Genomic DNA, 24,933 nt, shown 5'->3' with positions numbered 1-24,933 from the left:
CCCATAGCCGCCGACCGCGAAACTTCGAACGTCCGTCCAACGCCACTGCAGGGATCCTTCTCAGCAGAAGAGAGGCCGCACCCCACACCGGATGCATGCCGCGCGTCAGCGTGGCGGCCGGAGGTGAACTGTTGGGGCCGCGACCGTGACGGTCTCCTGTCTCACAGGGGACACGTTGACGATCACCAGGCCCGGTTGTTCTGGTGTGCGGCGATCAGGTCGGGTTCGGGCTGCCCTCGCCTATCGCGTCGAGGTCGCGTCCGTGCCCCGCAGTTCGACCCCGCGCATCACGACTCCGGACAGGTCGGCACCGACGAACCGGGCGTCACGCAGGTTCGCGTCGACGAACTCCGCTCCTCGCAGCTCGTCTGACCCCGTGAACCTCGCCATGCCTGCTCCTCGTCGAGCACCGTCGCGGGCTGATAATCCGCCGACCGTAGTACTCGGTCGGCGCGTGCGCAGCCCCACATTCCCGGCCGCCTTGGAGTGCCGGTCGGGGTCGTCGGGCTTCCGGAGCCGCCGTCCTAGCGGCGGGCGTCGGCGGCGCCGCACAGCCGCAGCGCGCTCTGCAGGAGCAACGTCGCTGCCCTACCGGTGTTGAGGCGTCCGGCGGCGACCTGTTCGGCCGCGGTGCGGGCCAGCCCCACGATGGCCTCGGCGAGCCAGGTGGCGGGCAGCGTGCGGTCGAAGTCGCCGGCGCGCTGGCCCCGGCGGATGAGCTCTTCGAGCCGGGCGGTGCCGGCGTGATGCGATTCGGCCGCACCGGGCGGGTTGCGGGTGAGGGCGGGCGCGAGCAGGTAGGGGTAACGGCGGATGAGTTGCCAGCTGATGTCGAGGTACTGGCGCAGCGCGTCGACGGGCGGCGCGGTGTCGAGGCGGGCGGCGTCGATCGCGGCGAGAGTTTCGGCTCCCGCGGCCTGGATGAGGGCGGCGATCAGGGCTTCGCGTGAGGGGAAGTGCGCGTAGACGGTCTGGCGGGTGACGCCGGCCGTGGTGGCGATGTCTTCCATGCTGGCATCGGGTCGCTCGCCGAGAACCGTGCGGGCCGCGTTGAGGATGGCGTCGATGCTGCGCCGGGCGTCGGAACGGCGGCGGCGGGTCGGCGTGGTGTCATCGAGCGTTTCGGCCATCGGTAAGAAGATACCCGCTCGCGGTAACCTTGACACTATGTAAGAGCTGAAATAGCTTATACAGCATGTCAAAGAACGGGATGGCCGGAGACTGCCTCGCGATCGAGGCACACGGTCTGGTCAAGGTCTACGGCGAGACCCGGGCACTGGACGGGATCGACCTCGCGGTCCAGCGGGGCCAGGTGTTCGGGTTCCTCGGCCCCAACGGAGCGGGCAAGACCACCACGATCCGCATGCTGGCCACCTACACCCGGCCGGACAGCGGCACCGCCCGCGTCCTCGGTCACGACCTGGTGAGCGAGGCGGACGCGATCCGGGCCCGGGTGGCGGTGACCGGCCAGTTCGCCTCGCTCGATGACGACCTGACCGGGTACGAGAATCTGACCATCCTCGGCCGCCTTCACGGACTGTCCCGCACCGCCGGCAAACGGCGGGCCGACGACCTGCTCGCCGCCTTCGACCTGACCGACGCGGCCGCGCGCACCGTGGGTGGCTACTCGGGCGGGATGCGCCGCCGGCTGGACATCGCGGCCAGCCTGATCGTGACCCCCGACCTGCTGTTCCTCGACGAGCCGACCACCGGGCTCGACCCGCGCAGCCGTGGCCAGGTATGGGAGCTGGTCCGTCAGATCGCCGCGGTCGGCACCACGGTGCTGCTCACCACCCAGTACCTCGACGAGGCCGACCAGCTCGCCGAGCAGATCGCGGTCATCGACCACGGCCGGATCGTGGCCGAAGGCACCAGCGCCCAGCTCAAGTCCCGCGTCGGCTCGGGCACCCTGCACGTCCGGCTGCTCGACGGCGAGCAGCGTCCGCGAGCGCAACGCGTCCTGGCCCGCGCACTGGCGGGGACGGTCCACCTCGCCGCCGACCCGCTCGCCCTGTCCATGCTGCTTGCTAACCCGGCCGACGCGACCGACGTGGGCCGGCTGGTCGGGCACGCCATGACCCAGCTCGCCGACGCCCGGGTGGCGGTCGCCGAAGTCGCCCTCGGACAACCCAGTCTGGACGAGGCGTTCCTCGCCCTCACGGGCCACACCGCCAGCCCCACCACCGACCACGAGGACGTGAAGGCGTGAGTAGCCCGGCGACCATCGCGCGCCCCGCCGCGGCGGAGACCTACCAGATCGATGTGCTGCTCACCGCTGGCCAGCCGCGCCGGCGTGCCGGGGCACTCGCCGCCTCCGCGACGTTCGGCCGGCGAGCCATGCTCAAGATCAAGCACGATCCCAAACAGCTTGTCGACTCGGCCGCCATCCCGATCCTGTTCACCGTGCTGTTCACCTACCTCTTCGGCGGCGCCATCAGCGGCTCGCCCGCCAACTACCTCAAGGTCCTCCTGCCCGGCACGCTGAGCATGAGCATCGCCATCGTCACCATGTACGGCGGTGGCCGCCTCGCCAAGGACGTGACGACCGGAGCCTTCGACCGCTTCCGTTCCCTGTCCGTCTGGCGCGGCGCGTTCGTGCTCGGTGGCCTGCTCAGCGATGCCGCCCGCTACCTGTTCGCCTCCGCCATCGTGGTGGTCCTCGGACTCGCCATGGGCTACCGGCCCGACGGCGGCGCGCCGGGGGTGCTCGCCGCGGTAGCCCTGGTTGTCGCCTTCGGGCTGTCCCTGTCCTGCGTGTGGGCCGCGGTAGCCCTGCTCATTCCCGACCCGGCCGTCGTCATCAGCATCGCCAACGTCGTGCTGATGCCGCTCTCGTTTGCCAGCAACGTCTTCGTCGCGCCCCAGACGATGCCCGGCTGGCTCCAGGCCGTCGTCACAGTCAACCCCATCAGCCACGTCGCCGACGCGGCCCGGGACCTGATGAACAACAGCGGTGGCGCCGGCGGCCCGGTCGCCTGGTCCCTCATCGCGACCGCCGCCATCACCCTCGTGTTCGCGCCACTCGCCCTGCACCTCTACAGCAGGCAGAGGTGACCCGCGCCGTCGCACGTCACGTGCTGGCGCAACCGCGCTCTCATCAGACGGAGGGCGCGGTCTCGGCCACCCGGTCGGCGAGGAAGCGCTGTTCCGGCTCGGTCTGCGCGAGGTCGAGCGCCCGGCGGTAGGCGTGGTGGGCCTCGCCGTCGCGGCCGGCGCGACGCAGGAGTTCGGCGCGGGTCGAGTGGAAGTACCGGTAGTGGTCGAGGTCGAGGCGGTCGAGGATGGCCAGGCCGGCCTCCGGTCCGTCGATCTCGGCCACGGCGACGGCCCGGTTCATCTCGACGATCGGGGAGCCGGTCTGCCGGGCGAGCGTCCCGTACAGCGCGGCGATCTGCCGCCAGTCGCGCGGCTGGTACAGGTGCAGGTCCGCGATGGCCGCCTGGACCAGGTAGGGCCCGGTACGCCCTCGTGCCATCGCCCGCCTCAGCAGCGCGCGGCCCTCGTCGATTTGCCGCATGTCCCACCGGCCGCGGTCCTGATCGTCGAGGGGGACGACCTGGCCGTCGCGCAGGCGGGCCGCCTTGCGCGCGTCGTGCAGCAGCATCAGCACCAGCAGCGCGAGTACTTCGGACTCGTCCGGCATCAGGTCGGCGAGTGCCCGGCCGAGGCGGATCGCCTCCGCGGCGAGATCGACCCGGCCGCCGCCCCAGCCCTGATTGAAGATCAGATAGACCACGGCCAGGACGGCCGCCAGCCGGTCGGGTAGCTGGTGATCGGGCGGTACGGCGAACGGGATGCCCGCGTCGCGGATCTTGTGTTTGGCCCTGGTCAGTCGCTTGCTCATGGTGTCGAACGGTAGGAGGAACGCCAGCGCGATCTCCTCGGTGGACAGGCCGCCGAGGGTACGCAGGGTCAGCGCCACCTGCGCCTCGAGAGCGAGGGCCGGGTGGCAGCAGGCGAAGACCAGCTCCAGCCGCTCGTCCGGGATCGCGGCGGTGTCATCCATGAGTGCCTCCGGTCCGGCCGGCCCGGCCTCGAGGTCGCGGGCGAGCAGCTTCGTCTTGGCGGCCAGGACCTGCTGCCGGCGCAGCTGGTCGATAGCGCGGTTGCGCGCGGTCGTGACGAGCCAGCCGGTCGGGTTGGTCGGCTCCCCGTCGCGTGGCCACCGCTCGGCGGCGATGGCGAACGCTTCGGCGGCCGCGTCCTCGGCCAGTTCGAGGTCGCCGAGGATCCCGACAAGGGTGGCCAGCACCCGACCCCACTGGTCGCGGAAGACGGCGTCAAGCGCCACGGAAACGCCCGTCGAGGATGGGCCGCACCTCGATGGCCGTGCCGCACCTGGCCTCCCGCAGCATCTCCTCGGCGGCGGCCAGTGCCCCGTCGAGGTTGTCGGCCTCGACCAGGATCAGGCCGGCAAGATACTCCTTGCTGTCGATGAACGGTCCGTCGGTCAGCAGGATGCCGCTGCTGTCGTTGCGCAGCGTCGTGGCCGACCCGGCCGCGTGCAGCCGTGCCCAGCCGGAGACCTTCGGCCCGTCGAGCAGGTCGACAAGGCCGTCCGGAATCGGGCGCGATGCCCGGTCCGTGTCCTCCGGCGGGTCGTAGGCCAACAGGGCGTACTGCATGGGGTCCTCCAGTCGCGGGTGGGTGCCGGTTACGAGTATCGGACGAACGGCGCCACCGCAGACGGACAGAACCCGTCCAGGAAATTTCTCTCGGCGGTGGTGTCCGTCCGGGGCGTGGCCGTTCGTCACTGCTGCAGATCCGCCCACACCGACCCGGCCGACGTCCTCGTCGCCGCCCGACCGAAGGGACCACAATGCCCGACATCCTGCACCGCATCAGCATCGACGCCGCGCCGCAGCGGGTACACGACCTCATCGCCAGCACCGACGGCATCGGCCGCTGGTGGACCGGATGCCCGGCCGGCGGCGAACACACCATCGGTTCCAGCTTCAGCATCTCCTTCGGCAAGGCCGAAGCGCCGGCCGCCGTCATGGAGGTCGTGGCCGACACCCCGGAGCAGGTGGTGTGGCGGGTCACCGACGGACCCGACGTCTGGATCGACACCCAGATCACCTTCGCCCTGCGACCCAGCGGCCAGGGCGGCACGACCCTGCTGTTCACCCACGCCGGCTGGCGACAGGCCGACGAGTTCATGAGCGGATGCAGCACCAACTGGGGCGCCTACCTCACGAGCCTCAAGACCGGCGCCGAGAGCGGCGCGTTCGCGGCCTACCCCGCCGGCGAGATCAGCCGCTGGGGCTGAGTACGGCTCACGAAGAACGCCGGCCGGCCCGACTCGACCTTCTGGAGGAACGATGACCACCGAACCCACGCCCAGCCCGGACATCGCGCGGTTCGAGCGCACGTACGACGCTCCGGCGCAGCTCATCTGGGAGCTGTGGACCACCGCCGCCGGCCTCGACGAGTGGTTTGCCCCCGACGGCTTCACAAGCCGGGTGAGCGAGCTGGCTCTGCGGCCCGGCGGCCAACTGCGGTACACCATGACCGCGACCGCGCCGGAACAGGTCGCGTTCCTGCGCAACGCGGGCATGCCGCTGTCGAGCGAGGTGTGCAAGACGTTCAGCGAGGTCGCGGCGCCGACCCGCCTCGCCTACCGGTCACTGATCGATTTCGTACCCGGCCACGAGCCGTACGAGCACCTGACGACCATCGACATCGAGTCCGCCGGTGACCGTACGAACGTAGTCATGACGCTCGAACCCCTCCACGACGAAACCTGGACGCGTCAGCACCGCGCCCATCGCGTCGACGAACTCGACAACCTGGATGCGGCGATCAGGCGGCGCGGCGTCTGAAGCCCCGATGCCGCCGCGCGGCGTGGCACGCTCGCGGCGGCATCGGGCTTCGCGGCGCCGACGGCCCGCAGCGCCCATGACGGGCAGCGCCCTACGACCGGCCCGGTTCGTGCCGGGTCAGCGCCACCCGGGCCGCCGCCGCCAAGACAACACACTGGCCCAGGAGGATGGCGATGGACCGCCACCACGCGAACACCGTGTGTACCCAGAGCTGGTCCTGCACCGGTGCCAGATGCGTGAGGTCCACAGTGGACGCGGCGGCGGCGAAGCCCCAGCGGGTCTGGGCGACCCAGGACACCTGCTCCAGGACCCGCTGCCCGTTTGCCTCGAAGAGGCCACCGGAGAGGATCAGTTCTGCCATGACCACCATGACCAGTACCGGCGTGGTCTGCTCGACGGTCTTGACCAGCCCGCTGATGACCAGACCCAGGATGGTCGATGCGACGGCGACCAGGCCGACCGCGAGCATCACCTCGATCGTCGGGTTCGCGATGACCAGGTACTCGCTGGGCGCGCCGCGGCCGAACAGCGCGAGATAGACGAACACGACCACCTGCAGCGAGTTGATGAGCGCGAACACAGTGATCTTGGAGGCGAGGTAGGCGCCCGGCGAGAGGCCGACCGCCCGCTCCCGCCGGTAGATCGTCGCCTCCTGGACTATCTCCCGGATGGCCGGCGCGATGCCGAGGAACGCCGCACCCATCACCAGGACGACCAGCAGCCGCTGCGCCTCCAGGCTCCGGCCGTACAGCGGTAGCGGCGGGTTGGACAGTCCGTAGTCTCCCGGTACGGCGTGGGTGAGCACGGCCAACGCGACCGGCAGGCCGAGCAGGAACAACGCGTACCCCCGGTCGGCAACGATCACCCTGATCATCCGCAGGCACAGGGTGAGGTACTGGCGCACCGGTGCGGCGGGATGCACGGCCCGATTGCGCAACGGCAACCCCCGCAGGTTGGCCGTGTGTGGCCTGGCCCTACCGACGATGGGCGGCCCGGGGTCCCGGTCCACGGAGCCGGCCTGGCCCGCCGGTGCTGCCGATTCCGCGGCGTTCGGCGGGGCGCCGGTGGCCGGCGCGGCGCTGGACGGCGCGGCGCTGGGCAGCCCGGCGTTGAGCGGCGCGGTCACGGATTGCGCGGCCGTGCCGTCGGCGTTTGCCGTCGGCGTAGCGGCGAGGGCCGTGGGCGCGCCAGCGCCGGAGCCCGGCGACGCGGCGACCTCCGGCTTGGCCGCCCCCGCCTTGCCGTCCCCCGGCTTGGCGTCACCTGCCTTGCCATCCCCTGGCTTGGCCTCCCCCGGCTTGGCCTCCCCCGGCTTGGCCTCCCCCGGCTTGGCTTCGCCCGGTTTGGCCTCGACGGAGGCGGAGACGCGCACCCCGGCCGTCGCGTACCGGCGATAGTGCTCGGACTCCCGGTAGCGTCGGGTCCACTCCTCGGGCTTCTTGGTGATCATGTCGAAGACGTCGGCATAGTCCTCCGCCCCGAAGAACTCCAACACGTCCTCGGGCGGCCCGAAGTAGCCCATCGTGCCGCCCGGACACATGATCAGCACCCGGTCGCACAGGTCGAGGTGCAGCACGTTGTGCGTCACCACGACTGCGGTGGCGCCACGGTCCGCCAGTTGCCGTAGCTCCTGCATGACCTCCCGGTCCAGGGCCGGGTCCAGGCCCGAGGTGGGCTCGTCGAGGCAGAGCATGGACGGCTCGGTGAGCAGTTCGAGGGCGACCGAGGTGCGCTTGCGCTGCCCGCCGGAGAGCGTGTCGATGCGCTGCCGGGCGCGTTCGGTGAGGCCGAGGGTGGCGAGAACCTCGGCCACCCGGGCCTTGCGCTCCCGGCGCGGTACGTCGTCCGCGAAGCGCAGCGCGGCGGCGAACCGCAGCGCTCGCTGTACGGTCAACTGCCGGTGCAGCACGTCGTCCTGGGGCACCATGCCGATGCGGTAACGCAGTTCCGCATAGTGGGAGTACAGGTCCCGCCCGTCGTAGCGGACCGTGCCACCGCTCGCGGGTCGGATCCCGGTGACCGCTCTCAGCAGTGTGGACTTGCCGCAGCCGCTCGGCCCGATCACGCCCAGCAGGCTCCCCTCGGCCAGACCGAACCTCACCTTGGACAGCAACAGCTGGCGCCCGATGGTCACCGAGAGGTCGTCCACCACCAGCGAGGTCGGACCCGTGTCGAGGTACTCGTGCAACCGGTCGCCGTCGAAGACAAACTGGTGCCGTCCGATGGACAGCAGGTCGCCGGGCTGCAGCGGCGCGCGGGAGACCTGCTGGCCGTTGAGGTACGTGCCGTTGCTGCTGCCGAGGTCCACCACCACGTACCCGGTCTCGGACCGGCGCACCTCGGCGTGCCGGCGCGACACCAGCAGCTCCTTGAGCGCGATGTCGTTGCTCGGTCCGCGGCCGATGGTGATGGTGCCGTCGGCGTCGTAGGCCGCACTGGCTTCCCGGCCGGCCACGGCGGCGGGCATCACTACCCTGGCCCGCCCCACGACCCGGGGACTCAGCGGTTCGGGCGGCTGCGTGATCGTCTCCACGCAGACCATGATGCAGGGCCGGTGCCACCCCGGTTCGACGGGAGAGGGCCCTTGGCCGCCATAAGGCTAACTCCGACCAAGGGCCCCGTCGCGTTACTTGCCGGTCATGAACTCGTCGATCGACAGTGGACGGTTCACGATGCGGACGTCACCGATCCAGCCGTGGAAGATCTGGTCGATCTTGCCGCCGTACTCGTAACCGCCGACCATCCACGGCAGGCCGAGCGAGGCTATGCCGGTCGACACCGTGGAGGGGTTGTCGATGGTCGGGCAGCCGTCCACGTACATGACGGTGTGCTTGCCGTCGTTGACCACGGCCACGTGCCACCAGGTGTCCTCCGGCAGGCTGTGACCCCAGTTCGTCGTCGGGTAGGTCTGGTTCAGCGGGTAGATGTTGAACTGCGGTTCGCGGCCATCGGAGAAGCTGAGCGTGGCCACTGGCTCCTGCGGGTCGGTGTTGCGGCCGCTCTTGCCGGCCTGCCCGGCCTCGCCCCACCGGCTGAGCACCGCCGACCAGGCGTTGTTGCTGGAACTCCAGTCCAGCGGGAACTTCACGAACGCCTCGACGGTGTACCCACGGCCGAACGTCTCGGCATTCAGCGCCGCCTTCGCCGCCGTGGTCAGGTACGTGCCGTGCAGCGGGTTCTTGGCACCGGCAAAGCTCAGGCTGGCGTGGCCCGGCTGGTCGGGGTGGTGGTCGTCCGACCAGGTCAGGGCGTGGTTCGAGCCGTCGCCGAGGTCCCATTCGGCGAGCTGGACGAGCGGTTCGCCGGAGTTGGCGGTGATGTTCAGCCGGTAGTAGCCGTAGGCGGTCGTGTTGGTGAAGCTGTAGGTGTTGGCGACGAGCCTGCCGCTGAAGCTCTGACCCGTCCGGGTGTCCAGGTCGGTCCACGCGCTGCCGTCGTTCGACCCCTGCAGGGTGAAGTCCCTGGGGTCGCGGCCAGGCGTGTCGTTCGCGGACGTCAGGGAGTACGACGCCACCACGACGGGCTTGGCCATCCGGTAGGTCACCCAGCCGGACGGGCTGAACGCCAGCCACTTGGTCGACGGATCGCCGTCCTTGAGGTTCACGGCGACCTCGTTCGGCGCGTTCTCGGCACTCGCGGTGACCGCACTGACCTGGCCACGCAAGCTGCCGGGGACCGGGTCGCCAACCGCCTGGACGGTCAGGTCGTTGCCATGTCCGGACAGGTCCCGGATCGTCTGGCTCCCGGTCACCGGGGTGCCGTTCGCGCCACCGTTGTCGAAGCGCCAGTAGGCCAGGGTGCCCGGCACGACCAGCTTGTTGGCCGGCCGGGCGGAGCGCACCGGCACCGGGATGAATCGGGAGAAGCGCCCCTCAAAGTCGATGTCCATGGAGAAGTAGTCGGTGGCCGTGGTGAGCCGCGCCTGCTGGGCGGCCAGCGCGTTGCGCTTCTCCGGGTCCTGAGCCAGGATCCACGGTGCGATGGTCTCGACGTCGACGGTGTTGCGGGCCAGGTCGAAGTGGTACAGCCGAACCATGCCGGCACCACCGAAGTAGCGGTTCTGGTAGTTCGTGATGTGCAGGTGCACGTCATTGCCCGCGGCGTTCCGCTTCGTCATGCGCGCGGCCGGCCAGTAGTGGCCGTTGAGGGTCAGGAACACCTGGTCGTTGTTGTTGATCAGCTGGTCCCAGACCTGGTTGCCGTAGTCGGAGAGGGCGGCGTTGCTCTCCGGGTCGCCGAACTGGTACGGGTACACGTTGTCCCCGTACGTCGGACCGACGATCTCGTGTGCGGTCAGGATCACCGGCAGCTTCGGGTGATCCTTGATGAACTGGTTGGCCCACGCGAAGCCCTGCGCCGTGGTCCGCCAGTCCATCGCCAGCATCAGCCACTCGCGGTCGGCCGCCTGGAAGATGTGCGCGGTGTTGTATCCGGTCGGATCCGACCCGGCGAACGTCTTCGAGTGCTTGAACCGCTGCGGTCCCATGGTTTGCAGGTACGACGTGGAGCCCCGGCTGTCGTCACCGCTCACGTCGTGGTTGCCGGCCACCACGCTGTACGCGACGCCGTGCGAGTCCAGCAGGTCGAAGGTCTTGCCGACCGCCTGGAACGACGACGGGTCGGCGTCCTCGGTCAGGTCGCCGAGGTGCGCCATGAACACGATGTTGTTGCCGGAGTCGCTTCCGCTGTTGTTGATGATGTAGCGGAAGGACTCCTCCTGCGGCGCCGAGTTGATGCTGTTCTGACTGCCCCAGTACAGGAACTGGGTGTCCGGCATGACGGCGATGGTGAACTGTTGGCTGTTCGGGTCCGGGTTCCACCGGCCGATGCCGCCGCCCGGAGCGGCTGGCTGGTGGGCGCTGTCGGCGAACGCGGGCGTCGCACCGATGGCACCGAGGGTCGCGGCTCCCGCGCCGGCCAGCGCCGCGTTGCGGAGAAAGCCCCGCCGGTTCTGTCCCGTCGGCGTCGGCGGGTTACCGCCGTTGTGGTGAAGGCACATTGCTTCCCCTTCTGGGGGTAAAGAGTTTCAGCGCACGGACGCTACCCAGCACGGTTCAATGCCGGACAGACGTCAGGTGACGGGGGTTGATCAGCATTCTTACCGGGCATGGAAGCCACGGTTACCCTTGCTGATGGCCGGTTGGCCGATCTGGTCCTCTTTGTGTGGGTGGTCATGCAGCCCTTGCGTCACAGCTATACCAACGACACGCGCAGTGATGGGCGCGTTGTGGTGAAACGGTACGAGGGGCCCGATGCCGTGGCGCGGCGCGACCGTGAGCGGCTGATGCTGGCCACACTGAGTGGCCTGTTGCCGGTGCCGACGCTGATGGATGCTGAGGTCGGCGGCGAGTTGCGCATGGGATTCGTCGAGGGAGTGCACGGCCAGGAAATGATCGAGGCGGGCATGGCTGGGCCTGTGCTGCGCGCGTGCGGTCAGACGTTGCGCCAGATCCACGATCTGGACATCACGGAGGTATTTCCTGATCGGCGGCATCCGGTCGATGCGGTGCTCGTCCATGGAGATTACGGACCGAACAATGTGCTGCTGGACCCGGCCGGGTTCAGCATCGCGGCAGTGCTGGATTGGGAATGGGCGCACCCCGGCGATGCCGTCGAGGATCTGGCATGGTGTGAGTGGATCGTTCGGATGCATCACGGTGCGCACGTTCCGCTGCTGGATGAGTTCTTCGACGCCTACGGGTGGCACCCCTCCTGGGAACAGCGACGGGCGGCGATGGTGGCACAGTGCCAACGGCTGCTGGACATGTGCCGTCGCTGGAGTGCCGAAGCGGTGCGGCTCTGGCAGCACCGCTTGGACCTCACCGCCGGGTGGGCCGAATAGCGCCCCGTCACCATTAGCGCTTCATGTCACCGATCGTTTCGCGGGGGCCCATCCACCACACCGCTCTCCCACTGGAGACGCGTACAGCGGAGTCACCCGCCGCGACGAGTGTGGGGAGAACCCAATGCGTCATCGATTCCTGACCGGACTGGCCGCCATGGTCGCGTTCGCGCCCGGCCTGCTGGCGTTGGCTGTCTCGGGCACCGCCGCACAAGCCAGTCCGGCTGCCGCGGCCGACACCGTGGCCGCGAGCTCATCGCCGAGCCTCCCGCCCCTGGCTCCCCCGAGCCGGCCGTTCGCGTACAACGTGACCGACACCTCCGCCACCCTGGCCTGGTACCGCCACGACAACGAGTTCCGCTATGAGCTGGACCGTCTCGTCGACGGCGCCTGGCAGCCCTACTCGTTCCTTCCGATCAATTCGACAAAGCTGACCGGCCTTTCTCCGAGCACCACCTACACATTCGCCGTCTTCGCCTACGCCCTGCCAAACTCCGGCTACACCACCAGCCCGCTCTCCGAGCCCGGCAGCTTCACCACCCTGCCCCCGGGCGGCAACCCACCGCCCATCGGCGGGTTGTCCTGCCGAGTCGACTTCTCCAGCTACTACTCGGGCGGATTCAACGCGGCAGTGACCATCCACAATGGAGGTACCGTCACGGTCCCCAGTTGGACGGTCACCTTCACCCTCCCGACCAATGTGCGAGTGACCTCGGTATGGAACGGCGCATCCACGATCAGCGGTAGCGCCGTGACGATCGTCAACGCCGGGTGGAACGGCAACATCCCACCGACCGGAAGCGCGACGCTGGGCTTCGCGGGTACGGACGCGCCCCCGTTGCTTCCGCCCAACGACATCGCCGTCAACGGAGTCCCCTGCGCGGTATTCGCGCCCTGAGCCGGCCTCATCCGGCCCGGCCCGTACCGGGCGCCGACCCGCCCGGTACAGGCCGGCACGCGCGGTCACGCATGCGGACGGCGCTCAGCCAGCCGTGCGGTCAACCGGGCGCGCCGCTGCGGCCACTCGTCGGCCACGATGGAGTACATCGCCGAGTCCCGCAGCTGGCCGTCCTCTCCGGGAGTCCACGACCGCGACCAGCGGCGCAGTACGCCCTCGAATGTCCCGCCCACGCTCTCGATCGCCGCGCGGGAGCGGCGGTTGCGCGCATCGGTCTTCAGGTCGACCCGGGCCACCCCGAACGCGGTGAACGCGTAGTCGAAGAGCAGCAGCTTCGCTTCGGCGTTGATCCCCCGGCCCTGCGCCGACGCGGCCAGCCAACTGAAGCCGATCTCGATCGCGCAGAGCCCGGTGCCGTCCGGCCACGGCCGCGGATCCCAGTACGCGGTCGCTCCGACCGCGCGACCCGATGCCTTGTCCACCACGGCAAAGGGCGCCAGCCTTCCGGAATCCGCCCTGGCGAGCTGGGCGTCGATGTACGCGTCGACCTCGGCCGCGGTCGGCACCCAGGTGAACGCGTACGAGCTTCGGTCCTCCTCACACGCCGCGGCGAGGTCGGTGGCGTGCCGGTGCCCCAGCGGCTCGAGGCGGACCAGGCGACCCTGCAGCACCGGGCAGGTGAGGACGGTTGGGGACGACGGGACAGACATGCGTGGCCTCCGGACGAGGTATCGCGGCTTGCCCGGCGCACCGCGCGCCGGGCCGGGTCGTCACCCGGGGCACCCCACCCACGATTGGAGGGTTGCCGGCCAGCGAGCCGGGGCTTGATGCTGGCACTCGAGACCTCGTCGGCAATCTATCACCGGCCGGCGCGCCTGCCGGGATCGGTGAAACTACACAACCGGCTACCGAAGGTCGGTGAGCCGGTGGGCCATCGCGGTGCGCGAGCGCACGTCGAGCTTGGCGAAGATGCGGTTGAGGTGCGACTCGACGGTGCGGCGGCTCAGATACAGCCGGTCGGCGATCTCCTTGTTGCTCAGCCCGGTCGTGGCCAGCTCGGCGATTTCCCGTTCGCGCGGCGTGAGCGATACCTTGCCCGCCACCGGTGTGCCGGCAAGCATCGATGACAGCCAGGTGGCGCCGTGGTCGCGGTAGCCGGCGGCGGCACGGGCCAACGCCTGCCCGGCCTGGTGGGCCTGGCCCGCCGCCCGGTACGCGGCACCCGCGAGGTGGTGGGCGAGTGCCTCCTCCACCGGGGTACCCGCCGCGGCGAACCCACCGGCCGCCGCGTCCGCCGCGGCAACGGCCCGCTCGACCCGCCGCTGCCGGAAGGCGGCGAATCCCTCGCTCAGCCGGGCGAGCGCGTGCTCGTACGGGAGCCCGGTGGCCGCGTCGAGCGCGCGCCCCGCGGCATCCGCGGCCCCGGCGAAGTCCCCGGACTCCGCGTGCGCGAGCGCCGCGATCGCCGCCCGCGCCACCACGGTCGGTGGGTGCGCCGACGGCCGGGCCTCGTCCTCGGCGAGCAGGTCGAGGCCGGTGCGGGCGTGGCCGGCGGCGGCGTGCACGAGCGCCAACTCGTTGCGGTAGGTGCGCCGCCAGGCGCGGGAGCGCGGCAGCTCGGTGTCGCCGGTGCTGTCGGCAGTGACGGCGAGGACGGCGGCCGGGCCGGCGATCCACAGGTGCGAACGGAACCGGGCGGCGGTGGCCATGGCGCGCATCTCCGGGCTGCCGACCCGGTCGGCGGCGGCCAGCGCGTCCTCGGCGCTGTCCATCGCCCGGGCCAGCCGCCCGGTACGGGTGTGCAGCAAGGCTTCCATGCACAGCAGGTACGGCGACGCGCTGCTCGGCCCGAGCACGTCGAGGATTCGCCGGGCGCGGTCGAGGTGCCGGGTGGCGTCGGCGAAGTGGCCCAGTTGGATCTCGGTCAGCGCCAGCGGCGAGACGACCTCCACGTACGGGCGCAGGTCGGCGTCGCTGACGGCGTCGATGGTGCCGGCGGCGTCGACGATGTGACGGCGCGCGGCGGCGGTGTCCCCGGCATAGAGCGAGCCGAGCGCCAGCAGTGTCCGCGCCGCCCCGACGTGGACGCGACGGTCGGGGTCGAGCAGCGCGAGCGCCCGCTGGGCGTGGCACACGGTCGATGCCGGGTCCTCCCGGAACGCGTCGACCGCGGCGAGTTCGACGCGCAGCTTGGCCTCGCCGAACGGATCGAGGTCGCCGCGGGCCAGCCGCGCGTTCAGGGTCGCCGCGGCCTCGGCGAACCCGCCCAGCTGCCGGGCCACGGCCACGCCGAACGCCTCGGCCTGGGCACGGATCGGCGCTGGGGCGTGGCGCAGCCGCTGGAGCACCTCCCGGCTGCGTTCGAGCTGTCCGCCCCGGCCGAGCGCGCGGGCGTGCCACAGCTCGACGGTGGCGCGCTGTTCATCGCTGTCCGGCATGATGCGCAGCGCGGTGCCCAGCCAGCGGGCGGCCTGTGCCGGGGCCTCGTAGGCGAACGCGACGCCGGCCTCGACGAGGGTGGCCGCCGCGGCTTCGTCGCCGTACTGCGCGGACTGTTCGGTGTGGTAGGCCACGACGGGCAGCGGCGCGCGACGGGTACGCAGGAATTCGGCGGTACGGGCGTGGGCCTGGAAACGCCACGCGGACCCGGTCAGCGCGTGCGCGGCGGCGCGGATGAGCGGATGCCGGTAGAGCACCCGCGCGCCGTCGGTACGCACGAAGCCCAGCCGGTCCAGTTCGTCGATGGCCGCGACGACGGCCGCGACCGGCAGATCGGCGACCGCCGCGATGAGATCGATCGTGGCGTGGTCGCCGACCACCGCGGCGACGTGGGCGACCCGCTGCACGGGCGCGGCGAGGGCGGTGATCTCGGCGGCCAGGCCGGCGAGGATGCGCCGCTGCGAGCCGGCCAACCAGTCGGCGTCCGCCGGGCCGTGCCGCTCGGCGAGCGCCGCGAGGTCGTCGAGCGTCCGGTCGGGCAGCCGGGACAGTGCCGCGAGGTAGAGCGGGTTGCCGAGCCCGGCACGAAGAATCAGCGTGCGCCGCCGCCGCGGCACGCCGGTCAGTAGGCGCTGCACGTCGTCCGGGGCCAGCGGTGGGAGGTCGAGCACGATCGCCGCGGCACCCAGCCGGTCGATCGCGCCGACGAGCCGGGCGGGTGCGGCGGTGCCGCGAAACGCGATCGCGATCAGCAGGGGTACCCGCGGCGGCCGCCGGATCAGCTGTTCGGTGAGTTCCAGCGAGGCCGGGTCGGCCCAGTGCACGTCGTCCAGCAGTAGCGCGGTGCCGGGTGCGGCCGCCTCGGCGAGTATCCGGCGGGCGCCGTCGTGTACCCGCGACCGGGTGGCCGGCTCGCCCAGCTCGCCGGCCGGTACCAGGTCGGCGTAGACGCCGAACGGCACCTCCTGCTCGAACTGGGTGGCGTGGCCGGCGCGGACGAGCAGGCCCGCGCGGGCCGCCCGGCGTTCCAGCTCGGCCAGCATCCGGGTCTTGCCCATGCCGGCCTCGCCGCAGACCTCGACGGCGACGAACCGGCCGTCGAGGACCGCCGCAACCGCGTCGTCGAGCCGTGCCAGTTGCGTGTCCCGGCCCACCAGCGACATGCCGCCGCCTCCCCGAAGCAGTTCCGCCGTCCCACTGGCTGTTCTCGAAAGCCAATGGTCCCATCGATGGGTGACGATTACGGAACTGTTGGGGAGGCGACAGCCGTGCCGGATCGCTACGCCGTGGCGTACACGTAGAACGGATCACCGTCCAGCACCCGGTAGGGCGTGTAGACCTCGTTGGACAGGCTGCGGCCGAGGCTGACGTTGGAGGCCAGGTCGACGTGCCCGATCAGGCAGTGCTCGTTGCCGGTCCACCTGACCTCGTACCAGACCCACTGCCCGCCGGCCTGGGTGTACCCGACCTCGGCGCAGTTGGCGAACCTGAGGCCCAGTTCGCCGCCGCTCTGGTGGGTGCTCGCGAACGCGTACTCGTCGCAGGAGTCGGTGCCCCCGAACGAGATGAACCCACTGCAGACGGCGTTGCGGTTCGCGTCCATCCTGCCCTGGTCGGTCTGCCGGGTCAGCGGCGTGACCAGCCCCCACCCGTCCGGCAGGTACAGCTCGGCGATGTCGATGTTCAGCGCGGCGGCCCCGTACGCGGCGACCGACGCACCCCAGATCGGCGTCCACTCCGGGAAGACGCAGCCGGCTCCGACGTTGTTCAGCTCGCCGTCGCAGCGGATCGTGGGCGGCCCGTACCAGTAGAGCGGCCCGGTGGAGGCAGCGGACGGGACGAGCAACTGGAAGACGTATCCGGTGGCGCTGTAGGTGCGCGGGCCGAACGTCACTCCCTCGTACACGGTCTGGCCGTAGACGGTCTGCCCGGGGCTGATGAGGTTGTCCCAAGCGGACCCGTCCAGGAGTGTGCAGCTGCCATCGCAGTAGCCGACCATGGTCAGCTCGTGGGTGGTGTCTCCGAGCCCCCAGTAGTCGTAGAACGTGATCGTCTCGTTCTCGAAGTACGTCGTGCGGTTGTACTGGAGACTCAGATCCTGGTTGACCTGGAAGAACGCCTGACCGAGAATCTCACCGTCGTTGGCCTCGAAGATCGTCTCCGTGATGTAGCTGATCATGCATGCGCCGTCCCGCTGGTACCACCAGATTCCGGTCTCGAGGGAAGCGCAGGGCGGCACGACTGCCGGCGTCATGCCGCCCTTGGGCGGCATCGATCCGACGGTGGTGCAACTGACCGTCTTCTGTCCCTTGGCCGCGAAGGACTTGAGGTTCGCCTGCGCCGTCGCGCAATCGCCCTTGTTGGTCACGTTGGCTTTGCTGGATTTCATCGCCGGCTTCTTCGGCGCGGGCAGTGTGAGCTGGTGCAGCGTGGCGCCATTGCCTGGCTGCGCGGGCGCGGTGAACGCGGCGCCGGGCGTGACCGTGACCACGCCCAGCGCGACCATCGCGATCGCACCCGCGACCGCGGCGGTTCTGACTGTGCGTCGAAAGAACACTGACACCTCCTCCGGGGAGCATCGGATGTGCACATCCAGAGCGAATCGTCGGTGTTGGCGGGCGAACCCGAGTCGGTGAAAATACGCAACTGGCTACGGAATTCGCGACGGCGCGACCGTCAGGCGGCCGCAGGATCGGGATCACTCCGCCGTGGATCACTCTGCCGTGGCGGCGCCTTCACCCCCCGGGGGGAGGTGGCCGGCCCGGGGCCGGCGCGATGCTCAAGCCATGATCGACGTGTTTCGACAGGACAAGGTCCGACCGGTGCGGCGCTGGCGGCAGTGGCCGCGCTGGGTGGCCACGGCGACGTTCTGCTGGGCGGTCGCCTATGCCGGATTCGGCGTACTGGTGGCGGCGACCGGCACCCCCGCCCTGTATCACGGCCCGCATCGGTGGCCGGCCGGCTTCGACTGGGCCATTGTCGCGGTGGCCGCGGCGGTGGCGGCCGCCGCGCTTGCCGCCACCCGGCCGCGCCGGCGGCCGGGGGCCCGACGAGCCGTGCTCTCGTTGCTGTGGGGGCTCTGCCTGCCTGTCGCGATGCTGGCCTTCGGCCTGCTGATGGACCTCATCGAGCTGGTGTTCGCGCAGACCGTCGACAGTTGGCTCGCCACCGCGAATCAGGTTCTGGCCGCGGCGGGCGCCGTTCTGCTGATCGGAACCGCGCTCAGTTTCGGGCACGCGACCCGTGGCAGCTGTCCGCGCTGCGGCAGGGTCCATGACGCGTCGTTCGTCGCGGTACGACCGCAGCCGTCCACTCCCCCTCGGCGGGTTCGCCGGCTGGCATGGGCGGGAGCCGCCGGGTTCGTCCCGTACGCCGCCATGAAGACGACCTGGGCGGTGGGCGGCACGTTCGCGGGGATGAGCGGTGCGGAGATTGTCGCCGACTTCCGCCGCAACGGCACCTCCGGCCTGATCCTCACCCTCGAATCGTGGGGCATCGACGTCACCGCGCTGCTGGCCGCGCTCGGGCTGTTCCTGCTCTTCGGTCTGGTACGGCCGTGGGGGCAGGTCTTCCCCCGGTGGATCCCGCCGCTGCGCGGCCGGCGGGTACCGCGGTGGCTGCCGCTGATCCCTGCCTGGCTCGGTGCCGCCACGCTGGCGCCGTACGGGGCGGCGGGCGTCGTCTACTGCGCACTCGGTACGGCCGGCCTGGTCACCATGCCCCGCGGGCAGTTCCCGTCCTCGGGCGACGCCCTGCTGGTCGCCTGGTGCGGGCTGGGCCCGTTCGCCGTGTTCGGTGCGGCGCTGGCCGCTGCCGCCTGGTCGTACCAGCGGCGAACCCGACCGGCCTGCGGCGTGGTTACGGAAGGCCGTTCGGGTTCACGAAGCCCGACTCGTAGGCCGCGATGACGGCCTGGGTGCGGTCGCGACAGCCGAGCTTGGCGAGCACGTTGCGGACGTGGGTCTTGACGGTCTCGACACCCACGACCAGATGCTCGGCGATTTCCGGGTTGGAGCGGCCGGTGGCCATCAGCCGCAGCACCTCCGCCTCGCGGTCGGTCAGCCGCGCGGCGCGCACGCGATCGTCGCCGGACCCGCCGTACGCCCCGGCGAGGCGACGGATCGCGGCCGGAAACAGCACCGAGTCGCCGGCGGCGATCACCCGGATGGCCTCGACCATCTCCGCCGGCCGGGCGCGCTTGAGCAGGAAGCCGGCCGCCCCGGCGCGCAGCGCGTCGTAGACGTACTCGTCGTTCTCGAACGTGGTGATGACGAGCACCCGGGGTGGGTCGGCCGAGGTGGCGAGCAGGTGCCGGGTCGCCTGGAGGCCGTCGATCCCCGGCATCCGCACATCGATGAGCAGCACGTGCGGCCGGGTTCGCGCGACGATGTCGGGGACATCCGCGCCATCCCCGGCTTCCGCGACGACTTCCAGGTCCGGCTGTGCGCCGACGATGGCGCGTAGCCCGATCCGGATCAGTTCGTCGTCGTCGACGATGGCCACCCTGATGGTCACGGTTGCCTTTGTACCGGAAGCCGTACCCGAAGCCGCCACCGGCCTTCGTCGGGTCCGGCGCTCATCGCCCCGCCGAGCAGCGCCACCCGCTCCCGCATGCCCGCCAGTCCCCGCCCCTGTCCGGTCCTCCGGCCGCCGGTGCCGCCGGCGTTGGCCGCCTCGATCGTGAGCAGCCCACGTTCCACCGTGAGGTTCACGTCGACCGGTACCGGGCCGGCGTGGCGCAGTGCGTTGGTGATGCTCTCCTGCACGATCCGGTACCCCTCGCGGGAGACCGCCGCGGGCACCTCGGCGACCGCGCCGCGTACGATGAGCGACACCTGCGCCCCCGCCCGCCTGGCTTCATCGACGAGACGGTCGAGTTCCTCAAGCGTCGGCTGAGGTCTGTGCCGGTGCGGCTCGTCGTCGCGCAGGACGCCGAGGAGCTGGTCGAGTTCTTCCATCGCGCCGCGCCCGGTGTCTTCGATCGATTCGAGCGCCCGCCGGGCGAACGCCGCGTCGGTGTCGAGCAGTTCCCGTGCGGCGGCGGCCTGCAGCGTGGTCACGGTCAGCGCGTGCCCGATCGAGTCGTGTAGCTCGCGGGCCAGGCGGTTGCGCTCGGCGAGCCTGACCGCGCGGGCCTCAAGGGCGGCGACGCGTTCGCCCACGGACGGGCCGAGCAGGACCGGCGCCATCGTCGCGGCGAGTGCGCCGAGTCCCGCGACCGCGTAGCCGGCGGCCACCAGCACGGCGAACGCGAGCATCCACGTCAGCACGCTGTGCTGACGCGGGAGGGACACCAGCGCCAGCGGAACCGCCACGACAAGCGTGGCTCCGACAGCCCCACCGACCACGACATGCACCGCGAACCACAGCGCGGAGCGCAGCCGCGCCTCCCGTTCCGGCTCCGCCCGAGGCTCGGGCAGCTCGATGCCCAACAGCCAACGGACCGCCGCGATCTGCAGAGCGCGGGTACCGGACAGGAACGCGGGCACCAGGGTGACGGGCGTGACCACCGCAGCGACCAGCAGGGTGAGCGGGCGTTGCGTCCGGTGGTCAGCCAACAGGTGGGCGAAGGCGTCGACCAGCAACGCGTACGGCAGCGCCAGCACTCCGCCGAGCAGAAGGTAGACGCCACGACGGTACGTGGCGCCCCGCGTCAGCGGAGCGAGCATCCGGCGCATCACGACTACAGTCTGTCAGCTATCCGCGGCAGGGCGCGCGGTGAGCGTCGCGTCGTCGGGGCGGGGAGCACGGCGGCGACGCCGGTAGTAACTCACGGTCACGATGCCGAGCAGCGGGCCCCATGCCGCCAGCGGGGCGTACGCGATCGCGAAGGCAACGGCCTGCCAGCCGTGCACGACCAGACCGATGCCGCGGGTACCGTCGACCATCCGGCCCAGACTCACCATGACCAGGGTGTACGGGAAGATCAACGTCAGTGCCGTGGCTCCGAAGGCGGCCGGGATGACCGCGGCGCGGACCGGTACCCGGCGGCCACCCAGGCCGGGGATCCACCTCGGCACTGTCTCGCCCCACTCGCTGACCAGCCCCACGGTCAGGTACGCCAGCGTCTCGCTGACGAGGCTGAGCGCGACGGCGTACCACGCGCCGGTGAACAGCACCGGACCGTGATGGCGCGCGAGCGTCGTGGTGCGCTCCAGCAGCGGCCCGTGGAAGGGGATGGCGGCGATGCGCCAGACGCAGGACGGCAGCACGGTCAGGGTGGCCGCGTACGCAGCCCACACCGCCCAGCGGGGAACACCGGCCGCGATGCGTCCATGCGTACTCGCCAGCGCCGCGCGCGCGGTCGCGGATCCATGGGAAATCATGCGCTTCCTTCCGACGGGGAGAGACGGTCAGCACTGCTCCCGACGATCGCAGCAGAGCCGAGTCCCGGGCCTCCCCCGGCAGAGGGATCGGACCGGCCCGCGGAGGGATACCGGAGAACCGCGCCGCGGAACGTCCTCACAGTGACGGGCGGGCCTCCCGAAGAGGAGACCCGCCCGTCACGGCGCCGGCGCGTACCCTTGCCTCAGCGCACGGAGGCCGCACGGTTACTGGCCGCGGACCGTGCCGCACCAGGAATCGCGGTCAGCGATCAGAAATGCCAGAACTGGTCGGGGTTACCGGTCGCCGGACCGAGCCGCAGTGCCGCGCCGTTTGCCGTCGACCCATCCTTGACGCAGATGACCCAGAGCCCGTCATGGCTCGGGTCGAAACTGGCCTTGTAGTTGGCGATGTAAAGGGGTTCGGCGGGGTCGGAGAGGTACCCCCAGTACTGGTCCGGGTTGGACGGTCCGTAGCACGTTCCGGCTTTGATCGACGCGCCGTAGGCGGTGCTGCCGTTCTGGACCGCGAGACACTGACCATTGTTGTTGATCAGTTGCTGCCAGCCGTCGGCGTTGGGTGCCCCCCAGTGCCAGATCTGGTCGTCGGCGCGGCTGGAGCAGGTCAGGTCCACGGCGAATCCACCGCTGATTGCGATGCACCTGCCCTGAGCGTAGTTGTTGTGGATGGCGAAGGTGTCGCTGGCCGCCGCAGCGGGCGAAGCGAGGCTGACGACCGCAGTCAGCAGGGCTGCCGCGGCGATCGCCAGTGTCCGAAGCCGGCGGGGCGGGGATCCGGGGACACGCATCTTGCCTCTTTTCCATGGGGGGATGGGATGTGCGGGAGGCGCCTCAGATTCCAGTATCCTGATGACCGGACTTCAGACCATGTCGATGCCCGCCACGCGCTTGAACATCCGCGCCGGTCTCACTCTGCTGCCACTCTCGGCGGTACGCCCGCGGCGGCATCCCGTACGCCGCGGTGAAGGTACGTGTGAGATGCGGCCCGTCGGCGAAGCCGAACCTCATCGCGATCGCGTAGATCGGGACGTGGGCCTGGGCCGGGTCGACCAGGTCTTGCCGGCACCGTTCCAGACGCCGGTGCCGGATCCAGCCGGCCACGGTCAGCCCTTGCGCGCTGAACAGGCGATCCAATGTACGCGGCGCGATGTGGTGAGCCGCCGCCACCATGGCCGGGGTGAGCCGAGCGTCTTCCAGATGCCGATCGATGAACGCCTGTACGCGGGTCAGCAGGATCTGCCGGCCGACGTCCGGCGGCACGCCATCCGGAACGTTGAGCGCGTGCCCGAGCAAGGCGTCGATCAGGTTGACGACGGTGGCCGACAGCCGCGCCGCTTCGGATGCCGGGAAAGCGTCCGAGTCATCGACGATCTGGCGCAGCATCAGTGTCGCCAGTCGCCCGATCCCGCTGCTCGACGGCAGCCGGGTCGCGGTCAGCGACCGTACCGCGTCGGCCCGGGTGGCGAGCACGGATCGGGGCACGGAGAGCATGAGTAGACGGCCGGCACCGCCGTCGACTCTTCGCCAGCCATGATGTGGGCGAGAGGTGTCATAGAACGCCATTTCCCCCGGGCCGAGGATGATGTCCTGACGGTCCTGGCTCAGCGCGGTGCGTCCGCCGAGATTCAACAGCAGCCGGTACGCCTCCGGATCGGACTGCCGGATGAGCGCCGAGGTGCGGGCCACGTCCATGGCGAACCGCCCAGCCGTGGTCAACGACGTCATGGTGACCGGACCGAAGTCGATCAGATCGACCCTCACCGCGAGGTCGCACGCGCCGAAGAAACGAAAGTCGATCGGCTCCCGGGCTCGCAGCGATTCGTCTCTCAAGCGTTCGAAACGCTCCGCCGGAAGCAGATCGCTCCCGACCACCGCATCGGCCATCACCGACCGCCTTCCAGCGCGACCACTCACCAAGCATGGCACGCATTCATAACCGTCGCTGTCATCACGGCCCGCTCCGTTCGTGGACCGGCCGCCCGATCTCGGCGGACCACCGGATCCATGGTCGGCTCACCGGTCCGCGACGACATCGCGCCTGACACTGCTCGAAACGGCCACAGCCGCGAGCGCCGCGGCGTACCCGAGCAGGACCAGCGCGGCCCCCCACTGCGGGAGCGCGTCCGCACCGGCCATCGGAAGCCGACCCAGTGCCTCGCCGGCCGCGAAGGGCAGCCACTTGCCCGCGCTGCCCAGGAGCTGGCCGAGCACCCCCTCGACGAGCGCGATCCACGCCAGGGCGGCGGCGATCGCGCCGGCGAGGTTGCGGACCAGCGCCCCGACGCCGACGCCGACGGCGGCGAACAGTGCGCACGCGGCCACGCCACCGACCAGGGTGCGCCACAGCTCGCCGTCGGACAGGTCCAGCGAACCGCCCCGCGCGGCCAGCCAGATCGCGGCGGTAACCAGCGCCGTCACCGATCCGGCGATGCCGAAGCCGAACCCGGCGGCGGTGTACACGCCGAGCTTGCCGGCCACGACCCGGCCCCGCCGCGGCGTGCTCAGATACGTATCGACGATGGTCCGGTGACGGTACTCGCCGGCTACCGCGACGATGCCCAGGACGAGCGGGAACAACGCGGTCAGGCCGACGTGTGCCACCGCACCGACCGCGATGGCCGGGTCGTGCACGGCACCTCGGCGCAGCCGGCCACTAGCGCCGGCGACGACGACGGCCTGCGCGGCGGCCAGCAGCAGCCACGGGCTGCGGATCGTCCGCAGCTTGAGGACTTCGTTGCCGATCAGCTCGGTCATCGCGTGCTCCTCAGGTCGGCCCCGGCCGGGACTCCCTCACCGTCCGGTTCGGTCAGTTTCAGGAACGCGGCTTCCAGGGAGGTACCGGTCCGGGTCAGGTCGGAGAGCGGACCGGCGAATCGCAACCGGCCGGCATTGACGACCAGCACCCGGTCGATGGTCTGGGCGAGTTCGGCCAGTACGTGACTGGAGACCACGATCGCGCACCCCTGGCCGGCCAGCTCCCGCAGCAGGGTACGCAACCAGGCCATCCCCGCGGGGTCGAGCCCGTTGCCCGGCTCGTCCAGGACGAGTACCCGTGGCTCGCCCAGCAGCGCGGCGCCCAGCCCCAGCCGTTGCCGCATCCCCAACGAGTAGCCACCCACCCGCCGGTCGGCGGCGCCGGCCAGACCCACCTGGTCCAGGACCGCGTCGACGCGGGTCCGGGACACGCCCGCGAGCTGGCCGACGATGCGCAGGTGGTCGCGGCCGCGACGACCGGGATGGAACCCGGTCGCCTCCAGCACCGCCCCGACCGTGCGGCGCGGCTGCCGGAGCTGGTCGTAGCGCAGGCCGTCGATCAGCACCTGTCCGGCGGTCGGCCGGACCAGTCCCACCATCATCCGCAGGGTGGTGGTCTTGCCCGCCCCGTTCGCGCCGAGGAACCCGGTCACCTGCCCCTCCGGTACGTCGAAGGTCAGATCCTGTACCGCCCGTACGCCACCGAAACGCTTCGTCAGTCCGCGTACCGAAACCGCGCTCATCTTCGGACCCCCGACCTCGGGTCTGCCATCGCGACATCTCCTCCTGTTCACCCTGTCTGTCCCGCGCGCCCCTGCAGCGCTCCCCCGGGAA

At 70.7% G+C, this 24,933-nt stretch carries 23 protein-coding genes and 1 riboswitch; of the genes, 7 read left to right on the top strand and 16 right to left on the bottom strand.

Features of this window, described 5'->3' with window-relative positions:
* Positions 1 to 240: 240 nt before the first annotated feature.
* The gene (locus tag Raf01_RS25255) at positions 241 to 390 is read right to left on the bottom strand and encodes a pentapeptide repeat-containing protein (protein ID WP_203920478.1); all 150 of its coding nucleotides are present in this window, start codon (positions 388 to 390) and stop codon (positions 241 to 243) included.
* A 134-nt stretch (positions 391 to 524) separates the two neighbouring features.
* The gene (locus Raf01_RS25250; RefSeq protein WP_203920477.1) at positions 525 to 1,130 is read right to left on the bottom strand and encodes a TetR/AcrR family transcriptional regulator; all 606 of its coding nucleotides are present in this window, start codon (positions 1,128 to 1,130) and stop codon (positions 525 to 527) included.
* Positions 1,131 to 1,195: 65 nt separating this feature from the next.
* On the opposite strand from Raf01_RS25250, the gene Raf01_RS25245 reads away from it, so the two are divergent.
* Together Raf01_RS25245 and Raf01_RS25240 are read left to right on the top strand one after the other, a co-directional pair.
* Positions 1,196 to 2,209, top strand: coding sequence for an ATP-binding cassette domain-containing protein (locus Raf01_RS25245; RefSeq protein WP_239133891.1), 1,014 nt, complete (start codon positions 1,196 to 1,198; stop codon positions 2,207 to 2,209).
* Positions 2,206 to 3,054 (top strand): ABC transporter permease, encoded by an 849-nt coding sequence (locus Raf01_RS25240; protein ID WP_203920476.1) that lies wholly within the window; start codon positions 2,206 to 2,208, stop codon positions 3,052 to 3,054. Before Raf01_RS25245 ends, Raf01_RS25240 begins: the two co-directional genes overlap by 4 nt.
* 43 nt (positions 3,055 to 3,097) lie before the next feature.
* On the opposite strand, the gene Raf01_RS25235 is transcribed toward Raf01_RS25240, so the two are convergent.
* Positions 3,098 to 4,291 (bottom strand): RNA polymerase sigma factor, encoded by a 1,194-nt coding sequence (locus Raf01_RS25235; protein WP_203920475.1) that lies wholly within the window; start codon positions 4,289 to 4,291, stop codon positions 3,098 to 3,100.
* A complete protein-coding gene (locus Raf01_RS25230) occupies positions 4,281 to 4,625 on the bottom strand; it encodes a YciI family protein (RefSeq protein WP_203920474.1) in 345 nt (114 codons plus the stop codon). Before Raf01_RS25230 ends, Raf01_RS25235 begins: the two co-directional genes overlap by 11 nt.
* Before the next feature lie 194 nt (positions 4,626 to 4,819).
* Here Raf01_RS25230 and Raf01_RS25225 point away from each other — a divergent pair, with 194 nt between their 5' ends.
* Complete coding sequence (locus Raf01_RS25225; RefSeq protein WP_203920473.1) at positions 4,820 to 5,269, top strand: SRPBCC family protein; 450 nt, start codon at positions 4,820 to 4,822, stop codon at positions 5,267 to 5,269.
* A gap of 52 nt (positions 5,270 to 5,321) precedes the next feature.
* Positions 5,322 to 5,822, top strand: a complete 501-nt coding sequence (locus Raf01_RS25220) for an SRPBCC family protein (RefSeq protein ID WP_203920472.1) — start codon at positions 5,322 to 5,324, stop codon at positions 5,820 to 5,822.
* Between the two features lie 91 nt (positions 5,823 to 5,913).
* On the opposite strand, the gene Raf01_RS25215 is transcribed toward Raf01_RS25220, so the two are convergent.
* Entirely contained in the window at positions 5,914 to 8,355 is a 2,442-nt protein-coding gene (locus tag Raf01_RS25215; RefSeq protein ID WP_203920471.1) for an ATP-binding cassette domain-containing protein, read from the bottom strand.
* A gap of 93 nt (positions 8,356 to 8,448) precedes the next feature.
* Positions 8,449 to 10,821, bottom strand: a complete 2,373-nt coding sequence (locus Raf01_RS49790; protein WP_239133890.1) for a LamG-like jellyroll fold domain-containing protein — start codon at positions 10,819 to 10,821, stop codon at positions 8,449 to 8,451.
* Positions 10,822 to 10,929: 108 nt separating this feature from the next.
* Between Raf01_RS49790 and Raf01_RS25200 the strand changes: the two genes are divergently transcribed.
* Both Raf01_RS25200 and Raf01_RS25195 read left to right on the top strand, forming a co-directional pair.
* The gene (locus Raf01_RS25200) at positions 10,930 to 11,664 is read left to right on the top strand and encodes a phosphotransferase family protein (RefSeq protein ID WP_203920470.1); all 735 of its coding nucleotides are present in this window, start codon (positions 10,930 to 10,932) and stop codon (positions 11,662 to 11,664) included.
* Positions 11,665 to 11,788: 124 nt separating this feature from the next.
* Complete coding sequence (locus Raf01_RS25195; RefSeq protein ID WP_203920469.1) at positions 11,789 to 12,562, top strand: cellulose binding domain-containing protein; 774 nt, start codon at positions 11,789 to 11,791, stop codon at positions 12,560 to 12,562.
* A 65-nt stretch (positions 12,563 to 12,627) separates the two neighbouring features.
* Here the strand turns inward: Raf01_RS25195 and Raf01_RS25190 are convergent, their stop codons facing one another.
* The 3 genes from Raf01_RS25190 to Raf01_RS25180 form a co-directional block, all read right to left on the bottom strand.
* Positions 12,628 to 13,272, bottom strand: a complete 645-nt coding sequence (locus tag Raf01_RS25190) for a GNAT family N-acetyltransferase (RefSeq protein ID WP_203920468.1) — start codon at positions 13,270 to 13,272, stop codon at positions 12,628 to 12,630.
* Between the two features lie 19 nt (positions 13,273 to 13,291).
* A riboswitch (SAM riboswitch) is annotated at positions 13,292 to 13,407 on the bottom strand.
* 60 nt (positions 13,408 to 13,467) lie between these two features.
* On the bottom strand, positions 13,468 to 16,164 hold the full coding sequence (locus Raf01_RS25185; protein WP_203920467.1) for an ATP-binding protein: 2,697 nt from the start codon (positions 16,162 to 16,164) through the stop codon (positions 13,468 to 13,470).
* Between the two features lie 116 nt (positions 16,165 to 16,280).
* Positions 16,281 to 17,558, bottom strand: a complete 1,278-nt coding sequence (locus tag Raf01_RS25180; protein ID WP_203920466.1) for a hypothetical protein — start codon at positions 17,556 to 17,558, stop codon at positions 16,281 to 16,283.
* A 229-nt stretch (positions 17,559 to 17,787) separates the two neighbouring features.
* On the opposite strand from Raf01_RS25180, the gene Raf01_RS25175 reads away from it, so the two are divergent.
* Positions 17,788 to 18,909, top strand: coding sequence for a hypothetical protein (locus Raf01_RS25175; RefSeq protein WP_203920465.1), 1,122 nt, complete (start codon positions 17,788 to 17,790; stop codon positions 18,907 to 18,909).
* Here the strand turns inward: Raf01_RS25175 and Raf01_RS25170 are convergent.
* From Raf01_RS25170 to Raf01_RS25140, 7 genes are all read right to left on the bottom strand, one after another.
* Positions 18,860 to 19,516 (bottom strand): response regulator, encoded by a 657-nt coding sequence (locus Raf01_RS25170; protein ID WP_203920464.1) that lies wholly within the window; start codon positions 19,514 to 19,516, stop codon positions 18,860 to 18,862. The two genes, Raf01_RS25175 and Raf01_RS25170, sit on opposite strands and share 50 nt — an antisense overlap.
* Positions 19,513 to 20,679 (bottom strand): sensor histidine kinase, encoded by a 1,167-nt coding sequence (locus Raf01_RS25165; RefSeq protein ID WP_203920486.1) that lies wholly within the window; start codon positions 20,677 to 20,679, stop codon positions 19,513 to 19,515. The genes Raf01_RS25170 and Raf01_RS25165 overlap by 4 nt, the downstream gene beginning before the upstream one ends.
* A gap of 15 nt (positions 20,680 to 20,694) precedes the next feature.
* On the bottom strand, positions 20,695 to 21,327 hold the full coding sequence (locus tag Raf01_RS25160) for a hypothetical protein (protein ID WP_239133889.1): 633 nt from the start codon (positions 21,325 to 21,327) through the stop codon (positions 20,695 to 20,697).
* Positions 21,328 to 21,596: 269 nt separating this feature from the next.
* The gene (locus Raf01_RS25155; RefSeq protein WP_203920463.1) at positions 21,597 to 22,133 is read right to left on the bottom strand and encodes an RICIN domain-containing protein; all 537 of its coding nucleotides are present in this window, start codon (positions 22,131 to 22,133) and stop codon (positions 21,597 to 21,599) included.
* Positions 22,134 to 22,176: 43 nt separating this feature from the next.
* Entirely contained in the window at positions 22,177 to 23,175 is a 999-nt protein-coding gene (locus Raf01_RS25150) for a helix-turn-helix domain-containing protein (protein ID WP_203920462.1), read from the bottom strand.
* Positions 23,176 to 23,358: 183 nt separating this feature from the next.
* Positions 23,359 to 24,099 (bottom strand): ABC transporter permease, encoded by a 741-nt coding sequence (locus Raf01_RS25145; protein ID WP_203920461.1) that lies wholly within the window; start codon positions 24,097 to 24,099, stop codon positions 23,359 to 23,361.
* A complete protein-coding gene (locus Raf01_RS25140; RefSeq protein WP_203920460.1) occupies positions 24,096 to 24,842 on the bottom strand; it encodes an ABC transporter ATP-binding protein in 747 nt (248 codons plus the stop codon). The genes Raf01_RS25145 and Raf01_RS25140 overlap by 4 nt, the downstream gene beginning before the upstream one ends.
* Between the last annotated feature and the right edge of the window lie 91 nt (positions 24,843 to 24,933).

The organism is Rugosimonospora africana (assembly GCF_016862975.1).
GTDB lineage: Bacteria > Actinomycetota > Actinomycetes > Mycobacteriales > Micromonosporaceae > Rugosimonospora > Rugosimonospora africana.
This window is presented reverse-complemented; position numbering and strand designations above follow the sequence as displayed.

Bases quoted from the DNA above. Each gene is read 5' to 3' on its own strand.
- Raf01_RS25255 (WP_203920478.1), bottom strand. From the start codon at position 390: ATGGCGAGGTTCACGGGGTCAGACGAGCTGCGAGGAGCGGAGTTCGTC.
- Raf01_RS25250 (WP_203920477.1), bottom strand. From the start codon at position 1,130: ATGGCCGAAACGCTCGATGACACCACGCCGACCCGCCGCCGCCGTTCC.
- Raf01_RS25245 (WP_239133891.1), top strand. From the start codon at position 1,196: ATGTCAAAGAACGGGATGGCCGGAGACTGCCTCGCGATCGAGGCACAC.
- Raf01_RS25230 (WP_203920474.1), bottom strand. From the start codon at position 4,625: ATGCAGTACGCCCTGTTGGCCTACGACCCGCCGGAGGACACGGACCGG.
- Raf01_RS25225 (WP_203920473.1), top strand. From the start codon at position 4,820: ATGCCCGACATCCTGCACCGCATCAGCATCGACGCCGCGCCGCAGCGG.
- Raf01_RS25220 (WP_203920472.1), top strand. From the start codon at position 5,322: ATGACCACCGAACCCACGCCCAGCCCGGACATCGCGCGGTTCGAGCGC.
- Raf01_RS49790 (WP_239133890.1), bottom strand. From the start codon at position 10,821: ATGTGCCTTCACCACAACGGCGGTAACCCGCCGACGCCGACGGGACAG.
- Raf01_RS25200 (WP_203920470.1), top strand. From the start codon at position 10,930: ATGGAAGCCACGGTTACCCTTGCTGATGGCCGGTTGGCCGATCTGGTC.
- Raf01_RS25195 (WP_203920469.1), top strand. From the start codon at position 11,789: ATGCGTCATCGATTCCTGACCGGACTGGCCGCCATGGTCGCGTTCGCG.
- Raf01_RS25190 (WP_203920468.1), bottom strand. From the start codon at position 13,272: ATGTCTGTCCCGTCGTCCCCAACCGTCCTCACCTGCCCGGTGCTGCAG.
- Raf01_RS25185 (WP_203920467.1), bottom strand. From the start codon at position 16,164: ATGTCGCTGGTGGGCCGGGACACGCAACTGGCACGGCTCGACGACGCG.
- Raf01_RS25175 (WP_203920465.1), top strand. From the start codon at position 17,788: ATGATCGACGTGTTTCGACAGGACAAGGTCCGACCGGTGCGGCGCTGG.
- Raf01_RS25165 (WP_203920486.1), bottom strand. From the start codon at position 20,679: ATGCGCCGGATGCTCGCTCCGCTGACGCGGGGCGCCACGTACCGTCGT.
- Raf01_RS25160 (WP_239133889.1), bottom strand. From the start codon at position 21,327: ATGATTTCCCATGGATCCGCGACCGCGCGCGCGGCGCTGGCGAGTACG.
- Raf01_RS25155 (WP_203920463.1), bottom strand. From the start codon at position 22,133: ATGCGTGTCCCCGGATCCCCGCCCCGCCGGCTTCGGACACTGGCGATC.
- Raf01_RS25145 (WP_203920461.1), bottom strand. From the start codon at position 24,099: ATGACCGAGCTGATCGGCAACGAAGTCCTCAAGCTGCGGACGATCCGC.
- Raf01_RS25140 (WP_203920460.1), bottom strand. From the start codon at position 24,842: ATGAGCGCGGTTTCGGTACGCGGACTGACGAAGCGTTTCGGTGGCGTA.